The sequence below is a fragment of the Variovorax sp. J2P1-31 genome, from assembly GCF_030317215.1.
In the GTDB taxonomy this organism is placed as follows: domain Bacteria; phylum Pseudomonadota; class Gammaproteobacteria; order Burkholderiales; family Burkholderiaceae_C; genus Variovorax.
The window spans coordinates 1048521-1064184 of record NZ_JASZYA010000002.1 but is presented as its reverse complement, the minus strand read 5'-3'; the positions used below and the strand labels follow the sequence as shown (position 1 = coordinate 1064184).

General features: G+C 68.4%; 16 protein-coding genes. 5 read left to right on the top strand and 11 right to left on the bottom strand.

Annotation, left to right across the window (positions count from 1 at the left end; all coding sequences use genetic code 11):
- The first annotated feature begins 33 nt into the window (after window positions 1-33).
- Both QTI20_RS16040 and QTI20_RS16035 read left to right on the top strand, forming a co-directional pair.
- A complete protein-coding gene (locus QTI20_RS16040; protein ID WP_183023852.1) occupies window positions 34-519 on the top strand; it encodes a YajQ family cyclic di-GMP-binding protein in 486 nt (161 codons plus the stop codon).
- A 2-nt stretch (window positions 520-521) separates the two neighbouring features.
- Complete coding sequence (locus tag QTI20_RS16035) at window positions 522-1175, top strand: retropepsin-like aspartic protease family protein (RefSeq protein WP_286552314.1); 654 nt, start codon at window positions 522-524, stop codon at window positions 1173-1175.
- On the opposite strand, the gene QTI20_RS16030 is transcribed toward QTI20_RS16035, so the two are convergent.
- Complete coding sequence (locus QTI20_RS16030; RefSeq protein ID WP_286553445.1) at window positions 1172-2134, bottom strand: LysR family transcriptional regulator; 963 nt, start codon at window positions 2132-2134, stop codon at window positions 1172-1174. The two genes, QTI20_RS16035 and QTI20_RS16030, sit on opposite strands and share 4 nt — an antisense overlap.
- A 130-nt stretch (window positions 2135-2264) precedes the next feature.
- On the opposite strand from QTI20_RS16030, the gene QTI20_RS16025 reads away from it, so the two are divergent.
- Window positions 2265-3602, top strand: coding sequence for a DUF3100 domain-containing protein (locus QTI20_RS16025; RefSeq protein WP_286552313.1), 1338 nt, complete (start codon window positions 2265-2267; stop codon window positions 3600-3602).
- Window positions 3603-3621: 19 nt separating this feature from the next.
- Window positions 3622-4800, top strand: a complete 1179-nt coding sequence (locus QTI20_RS16020; protein ID WP_286552312.1) for a M20 aminoacylase family protein — start codon at window positions 3622-3624, stop codon at window positions 4798-4800.
- Window positions 4801-4819: 19 nt separating this feature from the next.
- Here QTI20_RS16020 and QTI20_RS16015 read toward each other — a convergent pair whose 3' ends face one another.
- From QTI20_RS16015 to msuE, 10 genes are all read right to left on the bottom strand, one after another.
- Complete coding sequence (locus QTI20_RS16015) at window positions 4820-5173, bottom strand: Rid family hydrolase (protein ID WP_310936090.1); 354 nt, start codon at window positions 5171-5173, stop codon at window positions 4820-4822.
- An 11-nt stretch (window positions 5174-5184) separates the two neighbouring features.
- Window positions 5185-5814 carry a glycerol-3-phosphate 1-O-acyltransferase PlsY gene (plsY, locus tag QTI20_RS16010; protein ID WP_183023858.1) on the bottom strand — a complete coding sequence of 210 codons (630 nt, stop codon included), beginning with the start codon at window positions 5812-5814 and terminating at the stop codon, window positions 5185-5187.
- 51 nt (window positions 5815-5865) lie between these two features.
- Window positions 5866-6357, bottom strand: coding sequence for an aminoacyl-tRNA deacylase (locus tag QTI20_RS16005; protein WP_286552310.1), 492 nt, complete (start codon window positions 6355-6357; stop codon window positions 5866-5868).
- Window positions 6358-6359: 2 nt separating this feature from the next.
- Window positions 6360-7421 (bottom strand): aldo/keto reductase, encoded by a 1062-nt coding sequence (locus QTI20_RS16000; protein WP_286552307.1) that lies wholly within the window; start codon window positions 7419-7421, stop codon window positions 6360-6362.
- A gap of 35 nt (window positions 7422-7456) precedes the next feature.
- Window positions 7457-8545: an ABC transporter ATP-binding protein gene (locus tag QTI20_RS15995; protein ID WP_286552305.1), complete on the bottom strand. Its 1089-nt coding sequence runs from the start codon at window positions 8543-8545 to the stop codon at window positions 7457-7459.
- The gene (locus QTI20_RS15990; protein WP_183023862.1) at window positions 8542-10251 is read right to left on the bottom strand and encodes an ABC transporter permease; all 1710 of its coding nucleotides are present in this window, start codon (window positions 10249-10251) and stop codon (window positions 8542-8544) included. The genes QTI20_RS15995 and QTI20_RS15990 overlap by 4 nt, the downstream gene beginning before the upstream one ends.
- A gap of 11 nt (window positions 10252-10262) precedes the next feature.
- Window positions 10263-11591 carry an ABC transporter substrate-binding protein gene (locus QTI20_RS15985; protein ID WP_286552304.1) on the bottom strand — a complete coding sequence of 443 codons (1329 nt, stop codon included), beginning with the start codon at window positions 11589-11591 and terminating at the stop codon, window positions 10263-10265.
- Between the two features lie 113 nt (window positions 11592-11704).
- Complete coding sequence (locus tag QTI20_RS15980) at window positions 11705-12742, bottom strand: methionine synthase (protein WP_286552302.1); 1038 nt, start codon at window positions 12740-12742, stop codon at window positions 11705-11707.
- 100 nt (window positions 12743-12842) lie between these two features.
- Entirely contained in the window at window positions 12843-13826 is a 984-nt protein-coding gene (locus QTI20_RS15975) for a DUF1852 domain-containing protein (RefSeq protein ID WP_286552301.1), read from the bottom strand.
- A gap of 45 nt (window positions 13827-13871) precedes the next feature.
- Window positions 13872-14453, bottom strand: a complete 582-nt coding sequence (gene msuE / locus QTI20_RS15970) for an FMN reductase (protein WP_286552299.1) — start codon at window positions 14451-14453, stop codon at window positions 13872-13874.
- Between the two features lie 225 nt (window positions 14454-14678).
- Here msuE and QTI20_RS15965 point away from each other — a divergent pair, with 225 nt between their 5' ends.
- Entirely contained in the window at window positions 14679-15590 is a 912-nt protein-coding gene (locus tag QTI20_RS15965) for an alpha/beta fold hydrolase (RefSeq protein WP_286552298.1), read from the top strand.
- The last annotated feature ends 74 nt before the right edge of the window (window positions 15591-15664 follow it).

Here is a 15664-nt window from a genome sequence, read left to right as displayed (position 1 = left end):
TCGCATTCACGTTGAGTCATCCGAGGAGCCTGCATGCCGTCATTCGACACCGTCTGCGAACCGAACCTGCCCGAAGTCAAGAATGCCGTCGAAAACACGGCCAAGGAGATCGGCACGCGCTTCGATTTCAAGGGAACGGCCGCCGCCGTCGAACTGAAGGACAAGGAGATCACGATGATCGGCGACGCCGAGTTCCAGCTGGTCCAGGTCGAGGACATCCTGCGTGCCAAGCTGACCAAGCGCAACGTCGACGTGCGTTTCCTCGACAAGGGCGACGTGCAGAAGATCGGCGGCGACAAGGTCAAGCAGGTCATCAAGGTCAAGAGCGGCATCGAGACCGAAACCTCCAAGAAGATCCAGCGCCTGATCAAGGACAGCAAGCTCAAGGTGCAGGCCGCGATCCAGGGCGACGCGGTGCGCGTGACCGGCGCCAAGCGCGACGACCTGCAGGCGGCGATGGCACTCATCAAGAAAGACGTGCCCGACATGCCCCTGACCTTCAACAACTTCCGCGACTGACCATGCGCGCGCCCCGGCTGGGCATCGTGGCCGCGCTCGCCCTGTGCGCGGGCTGGGCCGCGGCGCAGTCGAACTCGGTCATGCTGACCGGCACCATCGGCAGCCGCGCGATCCTGGTGGTCAATGGCGGCGCGCCCAAGACGGTCGCGGTCGGCGAGAGATTCCAGAACGTCCGTCTCGTTTCGCTGCAGGACGGCCAGGCGGTGGTCGAGTCGGCCGGCCAGCGCCTCACGCTGCGCATGGACACGCCGGTGAGCGTGGGCGCGAGCGGCGGGGGCGGCGGCAACGGCTCGCGCATCGTGCTCAATGCCGACAGCCGCGGCCACTTCATGACGGCCGGCGCGATCAACGGGCGCAGCGTGAGCTTCATGCTCGACACCGGTGCCACCGCGGTGGCGCTGTCGGCCGCCGACGCGACGCGCATCGGCCTCGATTTCCAGAAGGGCACGCCCGTGCAGATGAACACCGCCAACGGTGTGGTGCAGGGCTACCGGCTGCGGCTCGATTCGGTGCGGGTGGGCGACGTCGAGGTGCGCGACATCGACGCCATCGTCTCGCAGCAGCCCATGCCCTACGTGCTGCTGGGCAACAGCTTCATCGGCCGCTTCTCGATGCGGCGCGACGCCGAGCAGATGGTGCTCGAGCGCCGCTTCTAGGCCTTGCGCCGGGCCGCGGGGCGATCGCCCACCGCGGCGGCACCGGGCCCCAGCGTGCCCGCCATGTCGCGCACGATCACGCCCAGCAGCGTGGTGGCCGCGGGCGACAGCACCCGCCCATGGCGCGACACCACCTGGCTGCGGCCCTGGTTCAGCAGCGGATTCTTCATCGGCAACGCGATCAGCTCCGGCGTGTCCAGGTGCGCGGGCAAGGACAGGCGCGTGCCCAGCGCGTAGCCCAGCCCCGCGGCCGCGAAGTGCCCGATGGCGCCGAAGGACGAGGTGGTCAGCAAGGTGTTCAGCCGCACGCCCTCGCTGATCTCGGCGGCTTCGACATGCTGCCGGATGCCGAAGCTGCGATGGAGCATCGCCCCCGGGTAGGGGAGCAGGTCGGACAGCGTCAGCGGCCGGCCGATCCGCGCCAGCGGATGCGAGGCCAGCACCAGCGTCTGGATCGGATGCGCATGCACATGGTGCGAGCGCAGGCGCTCGTCCTGGTGCGGCAGGAACAGCAGCCCGATGTGCGCGCGCTCCTCGACCACCCGCTGCAGGATCTCGTCGCTGCTGCCCACGTCCAGGTTCACGCTGATCTTCGGATGGGAGGCCATGAAGCTGCGCAGGCTGTGGCGCATCAGCCAGTCGACGAAGCCTTCGCCCACGACCAGGTCCACATGGCCGCGCTCGACCTTGCGGATGCTGTCCATCTGCGCCATCAGGCTCTGCTTCTGGTTGTGCTGGCGCCGCACATAGCCCGCGAGCAGCAGGCCCGCATCGGTCGGCACCACGCCGCGTCCACGGCGCTCGAACAGCCGCATGCCGCATTCGTCCTCGAGGATGCCGATCGCCCGGCTCACCGCCGACGGGTCCATGTCCAGCGCCTCGGCCGCGCCCCGGACCGAGCCGCTTTCGATCACCTGCATGAAGTAGCGCATGCGGCGCGCCTCGAGCTTGTCGTCCATGGTGTTCATGTCCCAAGTGTTGCATTGAATGCAACAAAAATCCGGATTCCAAGCCATTGATGCATGAAGGCTCTTGCCGGAGACTCGCCCTCGCTTTCACCGGACGACCCTTCTTACCCCTGCCCAAACCATGACCTCCGCCCGTGCGGCCGCAATGCCCGCCCCTCCCGTCGCCGACGCCGGCCGCGGCAAACTCAAGCTCCTCGTCGTCACGCTGGCCGTGGTGGCGCTGGCCGAATGGATCGGCCCGGCCCAGTTCAAGCTGGGGCCGGGCCGGATCGTGCTGCTGCCGATGCTGTGGGCGCTGCTGCTGGCCGCGGCGCTCGGCCTCGCCCAGCGCCGCATGCCCGCCTTGCTGCAGGTCGGCGCCGGGCTGCAGGCCTATGCCGGCGGCCTGCTCAACGCCGGCCTGCTGCTGTTCGTGGTCAAGCTGGGCCTGACGGTCGGGGCCTTCCTGCCGCAGGTGCGCCAGGCCGGCTGGGCGCTGCTGTTCCAGGAATTCGGCCATGCCTTCGGCACGCTCGCGCTGGGCCTGCCGCTGGCGCTGCTGCTGGGCATCAAGCGCGAGGCCGTGGGCGCCACCTTCTCGGTGGGCCGCGAGGGCAACCTGGTGATCATCGGCGAGAAGTACGGCATGCAGTCGCCCGAAGGCCGCGGCGTGCTGGCCGAGTACATCACCGGCACCGTGCTGGGCGCGCTGTTCATCGCGGTGCTCGCGGGCTTCATCACCAGCCTGGACATCTTCGATCCGCGCTCGCTGGCCATGGGCGCCGGCGTGGGTTCGGGCAGCATGATGGCCGCCGCCATGGGCGCGATCGCCGCGCAGCAGCCCGCCGCACAGGTGCCGCAGCTCACCGCCATCGCCGCCGCCGCGAACCTGATCACGATGGTGGTCGGCTTCTACTTCACGCTCTTCCTCTCGCTGCCGGCCTGTTCCTGGCTCTACGGCAGGCTCGAACCCGTGCTCGGGCGCTTCTCGAAGCGCCAGGGCACCGACGCCGGCGCGCTGCCGGGCGCGGGCGGCGTGGTCGCCAACGAACTGCCGCTGGCCGATGCCGCGCTGGCCTGGCTGCTGATGGCCGCGGCCGTCGTCGTGGGCAATGCGCTGTCGTACCAGGTGGCGCCGCGGGACTCGCTGGTCGGCATGGCGATCGTCGTCGCGATCGTCGCGGCGGTCGACCTGCTCAAGCGCGCCGTGCCCAGGCTGCCGCTGGTGCTCGTGCTCTCGGTGCTCGCGACGCTGGTCGGGGTGCCGGGCCTGCTGCCCTTCTCCGATGCCGTCATCGCGCTGACGGCCAAGCTCAACTTCATGGCCTTCACCACGCCGGTGCTGGCGCTGGCCGGCTTCTCGGTGGCCAAGGACCTGCCGATCTTCCGGCAGCTCGGCTGGCGCATCGTCGTGGTCTCACTGACCGCGACGGCCGGCACCTTCCTGGGCGCCACGCTGATCGCCGAGCTTTTCCACTGATCCGGAGCACAGAAAAACCATGTACCGCGACACCGACACCCCCATCGCCGAAGACACCCGCGCCCGCATGATCGCCTGGCGGCGCGACATCCACGCCCATCCCGAGACCGCCTTCGAGGAACACCGCACCGCCAACGTCGTGGCGCAGGCCCTGGCGCTGATGGGGCTGCCCGTGCACCGCGGCCTGGCCGGCACCGGCGTGGTGGCCACGCTCACCAACGGCGACGGCCCGCGCATCGCGCTGCGCGCCGACCTCGACGCGCTCAACATGCAGGAGCTGGGATCCGCGCCGCATGCCTCGCGCTGCGCCGGCAAGATGCACGCCTGCGGACACGACGGCCACACGGCGATGCTGCTGGGCGCGGCCGAACACCTGGCGCGCCACAAGCCCTTTCGCGGCACGGTGCATTTCGTGTTCCAGCCCGGCGAGGAGAACGAGGGCGGCGGCCGCGTGATGGTCGAGCAGGGCCTGTTCGACCTGTTCCCGGCCGACGCCGTGTACGGCATGCACAACTTCCCGGGCCTGCCGCGCGGCCGGTTCGCGCTTCGCACCGGCACGATGACGGCCTACCTCGACACCTTCGAGATCGTGATCACCGGCAAGGGCGCGCACGGTGCGATGCCCGAAACGGGCATCGATTCCATCGTCGTCGCCGCGCAACTGGTGAACGCGCTGCAGACCATCGTGAGCCGGCGCACCGGCGCCACCGATGCGGCCGTGGTCAGCGTGACGCAGATCCACGGTGGCGACACCTGGAACGTGCTGCCCGAGACCGTGCTGCTGCGCGGCACGGTGCGCACGCTCGACGCGAAGATCCAGGACCGCACCGAGGCCGCGATGCGGGAGATCTGCGCCGGGGTCGGGCAGACGCACGGCGCGAAGATCGGCATCGACTACCGCCGCGGCTACCCCGGCGTGGTGAACACGCCCGACGAGACCGCGGCCGCGGTGGCCGCCGCCGCCAGCCTGGTGGGCGAGGCGCAGGTGCACACCGACATGGCGCCCGCGATGGGCTCGGAGGATTTCGCCTTCATGCTGCAGCAGCGGCCCGGCGCCTACATCGGCATCGGGGCCGGCGAAGGCGAGAACGATCCGCCGGTGCACAACCCCTACTACGACTTCAACGACGCGATCCTGCCGCTGGGCGCGGCCTACTGGGTGGCGCTCGTGAAGCGGCAACTGCCCGCCGACGGCTGAGCGCGGGACCGCGCGGCCTTCAGCGCTGCGCGGCCGTCACCACCACTTCGATCTTGTAGCCCGGCTTGGCCAGCGGCGCCTGCACCGTGGCGCGCGGCGGCGTGTGGCCGGCCGGGACCCAGGCGTCCCACACCTCGTTCATCGCGCCGATCTCGCTGATGTCGGTCAGGAAGATCTGCGTCATCAGGATGCAGGTCTTGTCGCTGCCGGCCTCGGCCAGCAGGCGGTCGATCATGCCCAGCACCTGCTCGGTCTGGCCGCGGATGTCCTGCGTGAGGTCGTCGGGCACCTGGCCCGCGAGGTACACGGTGCCGTTGTGCACCGCCATTTCGCTCAGCCGTGCGCCGACGTGGAAGCGTTGAAGTTCTGCCATGGTCATTTCTTTCAGGTTTTGGCGCCGAGCCTGGACTCGGTGCCGGCCGCGAGGCGGCGGATGTTTTCGCGGTGCCGCCACACCAGCAGCAGGCTGATGGCGATCAGGGTCAGCAGCACCGTGCGATCGAGCGGCCAGACGATGCCGCCGCCGATCAGGTAGAAGGCCGGGGCGAAGAAGGCGGCCACCAGCGAAGCCAGCGAAGAGTAGCGGAAGAAGAAGGCGATGATGAGCCAGGTCAGGCCGGTCGACAGGCCGAGCAGCCAGTCGATGCCCAGCAGCGCGCCGGCCGCGGTCGCCACGCCCTTGCCACCCTTGAAGCCGAAGAAGATCGGGTAGAGATGGCCCAGGAAGGCGGCCAGCCCGGCCAGCGCCGCGGTGCCCAGGCCCATGTCGAAGTCGGGGCCGTACCAGCGGATCAGCGCCACCGGCAGCCAGCTCTTGAGCGCGTCCAGCACCAGCGTGGCCAGCGCCGCGGCCTTGTTGCCCGAGCGCAGCACGTTGGTGGCGCCGGGGTTGCCGCTGCCGTAGCTGCGCGGGTCGGCCATGCCGAGCACGCGGCTCACGATCACGGCAAAGGACAGCGAGCCCAGCAGGTACGACAGGACGATCGCGATGAACGAGGGCAGATGAAAGCTCAAGGGTGGTCTCCGGGTCGGCGCTTCGGGGGAAGCGCCCGGGCGTGGGGCGGCCTATTCTGCCAGCGCGCACTGCACCGGCTTGGCGCCGAGCAGCGTGATGCACACCTGCGGATCGATCCCGATCAGATAGCCGCGCCGGCCGCCGTTGATGGCGATGCGCGGCAGTTCGAGGATGCTCGACTCGATGTACACCGGCATCGCGCGCTTGGTGCCGAAGGGCGAGGTGCCGCCCACCATATAGCCGCTGTGGCGCTGGGCCACCTCGGGCTTGCAGGGCTCGACCGACTTGGCGCCGGTCTGCCGCGCCAGGTTCTTGGTCGAGACCGTGCGGTTGCCGTGCATCAGCACGATCAGCGGCTTCGCGTCCTGGTCCTGCATCACCAGCGTCTTGACCACGGTGAAGGGGTCGAAGCCCAGCACCTCGGCACTGTGCTGGGCGCCACCGTGCTCGAGGTACTCGTAGGGGTGCTCGGTGAAGGCGACGCCGTGGGCGCGCAGCAGCTGCGTCGCGGGCGTCTCGCTCACATGCGCCTTCTTCGCCATGCTCAGACGGCCGGGTCGCGGATCTCCCAGCGGATCTTGTCGATCTCCGCCAGCACCTCGGGCGACAGCGTGGTGCCGTAGGCGTCGAGGTCCTCGTCGAGCTGGGCCACCGAGGTCACGCCGATGATGGTGCTCGCGACCTGCCACTTGGTGTAGCAGAAGGCCAGCGCCATCTGCGCGGGCGTCAGCCCGTGGTCGCGCGCGAGCTGGTTGTAGCGGCGCGCGGCCTTCAAGGCATCGGCCCGGCCCCAGCGCTGCTTGCGCACCGATTCGTAGCTGGCGATGCGCGCGCCCTTGGGGGCGTCGGGTCCGTCGGTGCCGCTCTGGTCGTACTTGCCGGTCAAAAGGCCGAAAGCCAGCGGCGAATAGGCCAGCAGCGAAACGCCGAGGCGGTGCATGGTCTCGTCCAGCCCGTTCTCGAGCGCGCGGCTCACCAGGCAGTAGACGTTCTGCACCGTCGCCACGCGCGGCAGGCCGTGCTGCTCGGCCAGGCGCACGAACTCGTGCACGCCGTAGGGCGTTTCGTTCGACAGGCCGATCTCGCGCACCTTGCCGGCCTTGACCAGGCCGCCCAGCGCCTCGAGCTGCGCATGGATCGAGGTGGCCGATGTCTCCTTGGCCGGGTCGTAGTACATGCTGCCGAAAGCCGGCACGTGGCGCTCGGGCCAGTGGATCTGGTAGAGGTCGATGACGTCGGTCCGCAGGCGCTTGAGGCTGGCGTCGCAGGAGGCCACGATGTCCGCGGCCGTCATGCCCGCGCCCTCGCGCACCCAGGGCATGCCGCGCGAGGGGCCGGCGACCTTGGTGGCCAGCGTGATCTTCTGGCGCAGGCCGGGGTGCTTGGCGAACCAGTCGCCGAGGATGGTCTCGGTGGCGCCGAAGGTTTCCTTGCGCGCCGGCACCGCGTACATCTCGGCCGTGTCGAGGAAATCGACGCCGCGCTCCAGCGCGCGGTCGAGGATGGTGTGGGCGGTGGCGGCATCGACCTGCTCGCCGAAGGTCATGGTGCCGAGGCAGATGGGGGTCACGCGGAGTTCGCTGCGACCGAGTTGGATCTTTTTCATGCGCGGAATGCTACCGTCCCACGCGGATTCCTGCTTCAGGCCGACAGGAAGCGCACCTGGGCCGGGTCGATGCCCAGCCGCACCGCGGTGCCGGGCTGCAGCACCGGCTCGCCGGCGTAGTGCACCTCGTCGGCCACCAGCGACACCCGGCCCACGCGCATCCGGTAGCGCGACACCTCGCCCAGGAACTCGGTGCTCTCGACCGTGCCGTCGAGCCAGAGCCGGGCCGCATCGCCCGGCGTGCCGGCCGCGCGGATGTGCACCTGGTGCGGACGGAAGGCGATCGCGGTCGCGCCATCCGGCGGCACGGCACCGGCGGCCTGCGGCAGGCGCAGCTCGCCCACGCCCTCGGCCTGGAAGCACAACGCCCCGCCCTCGCGCCCGGTCACGCGGCCCTCGAGCAGGTTGGCCGTGCCGACGAAGCCGGCCACGAAGCGGTTGACCGGAAAGTCGAACAGGCCGGTGGCCGGCCCGACCTGCTGCAGCACGCCCTTGTCGAGCACCGCCATGCGGTCGGCCGTGGTCATGGCCTCCTCCTGGTCGTGGGTCACGAAGATGGTGGTCAGGCCCAGCGTGCGCTGCAGGTGCTTGAGCTCGTCGCGCATCTGCACGCGCAGGTTCTTGTCGAGGTTCGACAGCGGCTCGTCGAGCAGCAGCAGCTTGGGCTCGATCACGATGGTGCGCGCCAGCGCCACGCGCTGCTGCTGGCCGCCAGAAAGCTGCCCCGGCCGGCGCTTGGCATAGTCGGCCAGGCCGACCAGTTCGAGCGCCGCGCCGACCTTGCGCTTGATCGCATCGCGCGTCTCGCGCCGCTCGACCAGCCCGAAGGCCACGTTGTCCCAGACCGTCATGTGCGGCCACAGCGCGTAGCTCTGGAACACCATGCCGATGTTGCGCGCGTGCGGCGGGATGTGGGTGATGTCCTGGCCGTCGACCAGCAGCTCGCCGCGCTGGTGCTGGTTGAAGCCCGCGATCAGCCGCAGCAGGGTCGACTTGCCCGACCCGGAGGGCCCGAGCAGCGCGAAGAACTCGCCCGGCTCGATCTTCAGGTTGATGTCGCGCAGCACTTCGGTCGGGCCGTAGCTCAGGCTGATGTGGCGCGCCTCGAGGGAGACCTTGTTCATGGTGTCGTGGCCCTTTCAGGCGTTCGGGTGCGTTCGGCGAAGCGGTGCGAGGCCCAGGTGCCCAGGCCGACCACCACCACCGCGAGCACGCCCAGCGCGGCCCCGGGGCCGCGGCCCGAGGCGCTCTGCATGTAGAGGTAGATGCCGTAGCTCATCGGCGCCTGCGTCTCCGACGAGGTGAGCAGCAGCGTGGCCGACAGCTCGACCGCCGCGGTGATGAAGGAAGTGACGAAGCCCGCCAGCATGCCGCCGACCATCAGCGGCACCATCACGCGGCGCACCGTGCGCCAGCGCGTCGCGCCCAGGCTTTGCGCGGCCTCCTCGAGCGAGATGTGCACCTGCTGCAGGGCCGCCATGCAGGAGCGCAGCGCATAGGGCAGGCGGCGCACCGCATAGGCCAGCATGATCAGCACCGAGCTCGTGACCACCGGCGAATCGGTGAAAGGCAGGTTCACGCCGCGGAACAGGCGCAGGTAGCCGATCGCCAGCACCAGGCCGGGAATGGCCAGCGCGGCCGAGGCCAGGTAGTCGAGCCAGCGCCGCGCGGGCAGCGTGGTGCGCAGGATCAGGTAGGCGATGGCGGTGCCGATCAGCACGTCGAGCCCGGCCGCCAGCACGCAGTAGAGCAGCGTGTTGCCGATCATCTGGCGCGAGTTCTCGAACACGCTCGCGTAGTGCTCGAGCGTGTAGGCATCGGGCAGCACCGAGAAGCTCCAGACCTTGGCGAAGGACATCAGCAGGATGCCCAGGTGCGGCGCCAGCACGATGCACAGCACCAGCGCGATCCAGCCGTAGGCCAGCACCGATTCCCAGCCGCCCAGGCGGCGCCGCTGCAGCGAGCCGCCGCCCTTCTGCAGCGTCGCATAGTCCTTGCCCTTCATCACCCGCGCGGCCATCCACAGCGCGAGGATCGAGAAGCCGATCATCAGCACGCTGGTCACGTAGCCCAGCGGATCGTCGATGCCGACCGAGGTGATGCGCAGGTAGGCCTGCGGCGCCAGCATGTTGGTCACGCCCATCACCAGCGGCGTGCCCAGGTCGTCGAAGACCTTGACGAAGACCAGCGCCGCGCCGGCCAGGAAGCCGGGCATGGCGAGCGGAAAGATGATCCGGCGGAACAGCCGGAAGCCGCGCGCGCCCAGGTTCATCGCGGACTCCTCCATCGCGCCGTCGATGTTGCGCATCGAGGCCACGAGGTTGAGCAGGATGAAGGGGAAGTAGTGGATGCTCTCGACGAAGGTCACGCCGACCAGGCCGTCCATGATCGGGATCTTGAAGCCGAAGTACTGGTCGAGCAGCAGGTTGACCGAGCCGTTGCGCCCGAAGATCAGCTGCAGCGCCACCGCCCCGACGAAGGGCGGCATGATCAGCGGCAGCACGCCCAGCGTCTGGATCAGCAGCGCGCCGCGGAACTCGAAGCGCACCGTGAGGTAGGCCAGCGGCACCGCGATCAGCGAGGCGAAGAACACGCTCGCGAGCGCCACCACCAGGCTGTTGAAGAAGGACTCGCGGAAGATGCTCTGGCCGAAGAAGTTCGCGAAGTGGCCGAGCGTGAAGCCGCCGCCCTCGTCGACGAAGGCGGTGAACACCACCAGCGCCACCGGGATCAGCAGGAAGGCCAGCAGGAACGCGAGCACCGCGCCCGCCAGCGTCCAGGCGCCCCAGCCCGCGCCGGCGCGCCGCACCGCAGCGGGCGCGCCCGCCATCGACGATGCCCTCACTTGACGAGCGCGGCCGCCTGGTTGGCCAGTTCGGTGGCCCGGGCGTAGTTGGCCTTGGCCTTGGTGGCCCAGAGCTCTTCCTGGCCGGTGAGCTGCTTGGAGACCGCGACGTCACGCCGGCTCTTGCGGAACAGTTCGAGGAACTGCTCGTTCTTCACCATCTCCTGGCCGACCAGCGGTGCATAGGCATAGCCGCGCGCCTGCTTCAGCAGCTCGGCGGCCTGCGGATTCGGCTTGGCCTTCTGCTTCCTGTCGGCATCGTGGATCGCCTTGGTCGCGGCCTGCAGTTCCTTGAGCCTGAAGGTCACCATCTGGTCGAACATGCTCACCACCACCTGGTAGCGCGACTCCGACAGCTCGGAGTCGAACTGCACCTTGGCCTTCTTCGCCACCGCCTGGATGTCGGGGTAGCCGGCCGGCACCTTGAGGTCGGCATAGGGCAGCACCGGCAGCCGGCTGATCTTGGGATCGAACAGGATCTGCTGGCCCTCCTTCGACAGCGTGAAGGCGATGAACTTCTTGGCCTCGTCGACGTTCTTCGCGCCCGTGACCAGGCCGATGTTGGCCGGCACCACGGCCGTCACGCTGGGGTAGGCGAACTCGACCGGGAAGCCCGAGTACTTGCCCGCCAGGCCGAAGAAATCGATCACCAGCCCGATGCCGTACTGGCCGCTGTTCACGCCGTCGGGCACGCCGAAGCTGCGGTCGGTCACGGCCGCGCAGTTGCCCATGATCTCGAGCAGCTGCGTCCAGCCGCGCTCCCAGCCCTCGCCCTGCAGCAGCGTCTCGACCGTGAGGTGGGTGGTGCCCGAGCGCGAGGGCGAGGAGATCGCGACGTGGCCGAAGTACTCGGGCTTCGCGAGGTCGCTCCACTCGCGCGGCGCGGCCAGCTTGTTGGCCTGCAGGTAGCGGGTGTTCCACATCATCCCGTAGCCCGCCAGCGCCTGGCCGTAGTAGAGGCCCTTCGGGTCGTTGATGGGGTAGTTGCCGATCTTCGCCGGCACATGCGGATTCTTGACCTCGGGCGCGGCCGTGAGCAGCTTGTCGCGCGCCAGCACCTCGAAGGCGTCGGGGGCCGAAGCCCACATCACGTCGGGCCGCTGGCCCGCGGGCAGCTCCTTGATGTAGGCGATCGAGGCGGTGGTGTTCTTGTTGAGCACCTCGATCTTCACGCCGGCGTTGGCCGCCTCGAAGGCCTTCTTGTAGGCGTCGGTGAGCTCCTTGGGGAAGGAGGTGATCACGGTCACGGTGCCGGCCTGGGCCGCGCCGGACAGCACGACGAGGCAGGCGGTCGCCACGCGGGAAAGAACTCTCTTGAGGGGCATGCGCTGGGTCTCCTTTGAAGGCCCACTGTAGGTCGGCTCTCCGCGCGCCATGAGAGGTTTATCCCTTGGATCGTCCGTCACCCCCGCTCGCTTCCGCGACGACCGGGTGGGCCTCAGGCCGCGCCCAACCGCTCCTTGGCCAGCTTCGTGCCTGCCGCCAGCGCCTGCAGCTTGCGCCAGGCCACGTCGCGCGCCATGGGCGCCAGGCCGCAATTCGTGCACGGGAACAGCCGCTCCTTCGGCACGAACGCCAGCGCCCGGCCGATGGTGTCGGCCACTTCCTCGGGGGTCTCGACCACGTCGCTGGCCACATCGATCACGCCGACCATCACGTCCTTGCCGGCCAGCAGCTTCATCAGGTCCGGCGGCACATGGGAGTGGATGCACTCCAGGCTCACCTGGTCGATGCGGCTCTTGGCAAGCGCGGGGAACACCGCCTCGTACTGGCGCCATTCGTCGCCCAGGGAGCGCTTCCAGTCCGTGTTGGCCTTGATGCCGTAGCCGTAGCAGATATGCACCGCCGTCGTACAGCGCAGGCCCTGCGCCGCGCGCTCGAGCGCCTGCACGCCCCAGTCGGCGGCGTCCTTCATGTAGACGTTGAAGGCGGGCTCGTCGAACTGGATGATGTCGACGCCGTCGGCCTGCAGTGCCAGGGCCTCCTGGTTGAGCAACTCGGCGAAGGCGAAGGCCATCTTGATCCGTCCTTCGGCATTGCCGCCGTAGAAGCGGTCCGCCACCGTGTCGACGATGGTCATCGGGCCAGGCAAGGTGAACTTCAGCTTCTTCTTCGTGTGCGCGCGCGCCAGCTGCGCTTCGAAGGCATGCACGCGGCCCTTCAGGCGCAGCGCCGAGACCACCTGCGGCACCATCGCGTCGTAGCGGTTGTCGCGGATGCCCATCTTCACCTTGTGCTCGAAGTCGATGCCCTCGACCTGCTCGAGGAAGCCGTGCACGAAGTGCTGTCGCGATTGCTCGCCGTCGCACACGATGTCCAGGCCGGCGTCTTCCTGGGCCTTGATCCACAGCAGGGTCGCGTCGGCCTTGGCCTGGCGAAGCGCATCGCCTTCGGCCCTCCACTGAGGCCAGAGCTTGTGGGTTTCGGCCAGCCAGGCTGGCTTCGGCAGGCTGCCGGCGATGGAGGTTTCAAACATCCGAGAATTCCTTTGAAGCAAAGAGAGGGTGGGAAGGAAGAGCGCCGTTCGGCTTTGGCACGCTTCTCTTCATGAAGCATGGACTGTGCATTCTTTCGGGTCAGAACGCGACCTCGGCAGCCCATCGGTCCAGCACGCGCTTGTACGGCTTGATGAAGTGCTCCTCCGCGAATTTGCCCTGCTTGACAGCCAACTGGCTGCGCTCTTCCCGGTCATAGACGATCTGCGTCAGCGAGTAGTCCTGATTCTTCAGACTCGGTCGGTAGAGTGTCCCGGCGGCCGAATTGGCGTTGTAGATTTCGGGGCGATAGATCTTCTGGAAGCTTTCCATCGTGCTGATGGTGCCGATCAACTCGAGATTCGTGTAGTCGCCCGTCAGCTCGCCTTCGGCGTAGAAAGCCAAGGGTGCCACGCCATTCGGAGGCATGAAGAAGCGGACCTGCATCCCCATCTTGGCGAAGTACCGGTCGGTCGGGGACGGCTCATCCTGCCGATACTCGACGCCCAGCACGGGGTGCCGGTTTCCGTTGCGCCTGTAGGTCCTGCTGGTCGAGGCGCTGATGCAGATGACGGGCGGCTTGTGGAAGCGCTCCCTGTACGCGCTCGAGCTGGTGAATTGCCGAAACAGCTTGCCGTGCAGGTCGCCAAAATCGTCCGGCATGCCGAATTCCGCTCGATCGACGTTGTACCCCGGAAGCAGGACGCTGAAGTCGTAATCGCGCACGTAGGAGGAGAAGTTGTTGCCCACGATGCCGTCGATGCGCCTGTTCGTCTTCCTGTCGAGAATGCGGGTCTTCAGTATCTCGATCAACGGAAACACATCGGTGGGGCTGCTCGCATCGATGCCCATCTCGACGGAGATGATCTCGAGTTCGACGGCATAGCGGTCCCCCGTCGGGTTGTCCCAATGCGCCAGCGCATTGAAGCGGTTGTCGATCATGCTCAGCGTGTTGCGCAGGTTCTGCTGCCGGCTCTTTCCGCGGGCCAGGTTGGCAAAGTTGGTGGTGATGCGCGTGCTGTCCGATGGCTGGTAGTTTTCATCGAAACAGAGGCTCTTGAGGTTGAAGCTGAGTTCTTTGTTCATGGCGATCCAGTGACCTGATGTGTGAGAGAAAAGACGACGCCTGCGTCAGGCCACGGCCACGTCCTCGGCCCGGGCGGGCCTGGCGTGGCGCGTCGACTCGAGCCACGGCAGCGCCCGTTGGACCGCCAGCCTGGCCCGCTCGAGGAGGGCCTGGTCCTGCAGGCGGTAGTCGACGAAATCCTTGTCGGTCGCGTAGACGCCCAGCGGCAGGGTGCGCGCCTGGAAGAAGCTGAACAGCGGCCGCAGCTGGTGCTCGATCACCAGCGCATGGCGTTCGCTGCCACCGGTGGCGGCCAGGAGCACGGGCTTGTCGATCAGGGCGTCCTGATGGATGAAGTCGAAGAAGTGCTTGAACAGTCCCGTGTAGGCGCCGCGGAAGACCGGCGTCGCCACCACCAGGACGTCGGCTTGCTCGACCGCCGCCAGTTCCCGCTCCACCGTGTCGGGCAGTTGGGCGCGCCACAGCGCACCGGCAAGCCGCGGTGCGAGCGGACCCAGTTCGACCAGGCGCCGTTCGCACGCGCGTTCGCCTGCGATCAGGTCCATCAGGTGCGCTGCCAGGGCGGCCGACCGCGAGGGGCGTTGCAGCCCGCCGGAAACCGCGACGAGACGGAGTGGACGTGTCATTTCTTCTTTCATCTGTCGCTCAGGAGCCTGGGATGCGCGGATGGTAGGCAGCTGGATCGATGAAGTAAAATGGTTTTAATTCACCCATCCATGAACTTCATTCATGCGATTGCTGGCGTGAACGGGCCACCCGGCATCGCTGCGCTGCCGACGTCGACAGCCAAGGCAATGCGGATGACGCGCAGGCGTCCGCGCGCCGCGGTCGGCTTGCCTATCATCGAAGCGATGTACCCAGCCCTCCGCATCCCCCGCAGCGAATTCGTCCCCGTGCGCCATCTGCGCTACCACGTGCGCCAGTGGGGCACGCCCTCCCCGGCCCGCCCGCCGCTCGTGCTGCTGCACGGCTGGATGGACGTGGCCGCCTCGTGGCAGTTCGTGGTCGATGCGATGGCCGAAGAACGGCACATCGTCGCGCCCGACTGGCGCGGCTTCGGCCTGACCGATGGCGGCGAGGTCGACAACTACTGGATGCCCGACTACCTGGCCGACCTCGACTGGCTGCTCGACCACTTCGCGGGCGACACGCCGGTCGACCTGGTGGGCCACAGCATGGGCGGCAACCTCGCGATGCAGTACGGCGGCATCCGGCCGCAGCGGGTGCGTCGGCTGGTCAACCTCGAGGGCTTCGGCATGCCGCTGCTGCAGCCCGAGCAGGCGCCCGCCCGCTACGGCAAGTGGATCGACGAACTCAAGCGCCTGCACCGCGGCGAGATGGACCTGCAGGGCTATGCCGACGTGCAGGGCGTGGCGCGGCGGCTGATGAAGACCAACCCGCGGCTGTCGCAGGACAAGGCCGACTGGCTGGCCAGCCACTGGGCCGCGCCGCAGGTGCAGGCCGACGGCAGCACGCGCTGGCAGATCCTGGGCACCGCGGCGCACAAGGTGATCAACGCCAACATCTTCCGCGTGGACGAAGCGCTGGCCCTCTATGCCGCCATCGCCGCGCCGGTGCTGGCGGTCGAGGCCTCGGACGACAGCCTGGCGCGCTGGGGCGGCCGCTACACGCTGGCCGAATACCACGAGCGGCTGAAGTCGGTGCCGGACGCGCGCGTGGCCGTCGTGCAGGACGCCGGCCACATGCTGCACCACGACCAGCCGCAGCAGGTGGCGCAGCTGATCGAAGACTTCCTGCGCTGAGCGCGCGGACGGGTGCGCCCGCGGGCGTCGCCCGCATTCAGGGTCTTATCCGACACGCGGGCCCAGCGTTCGCG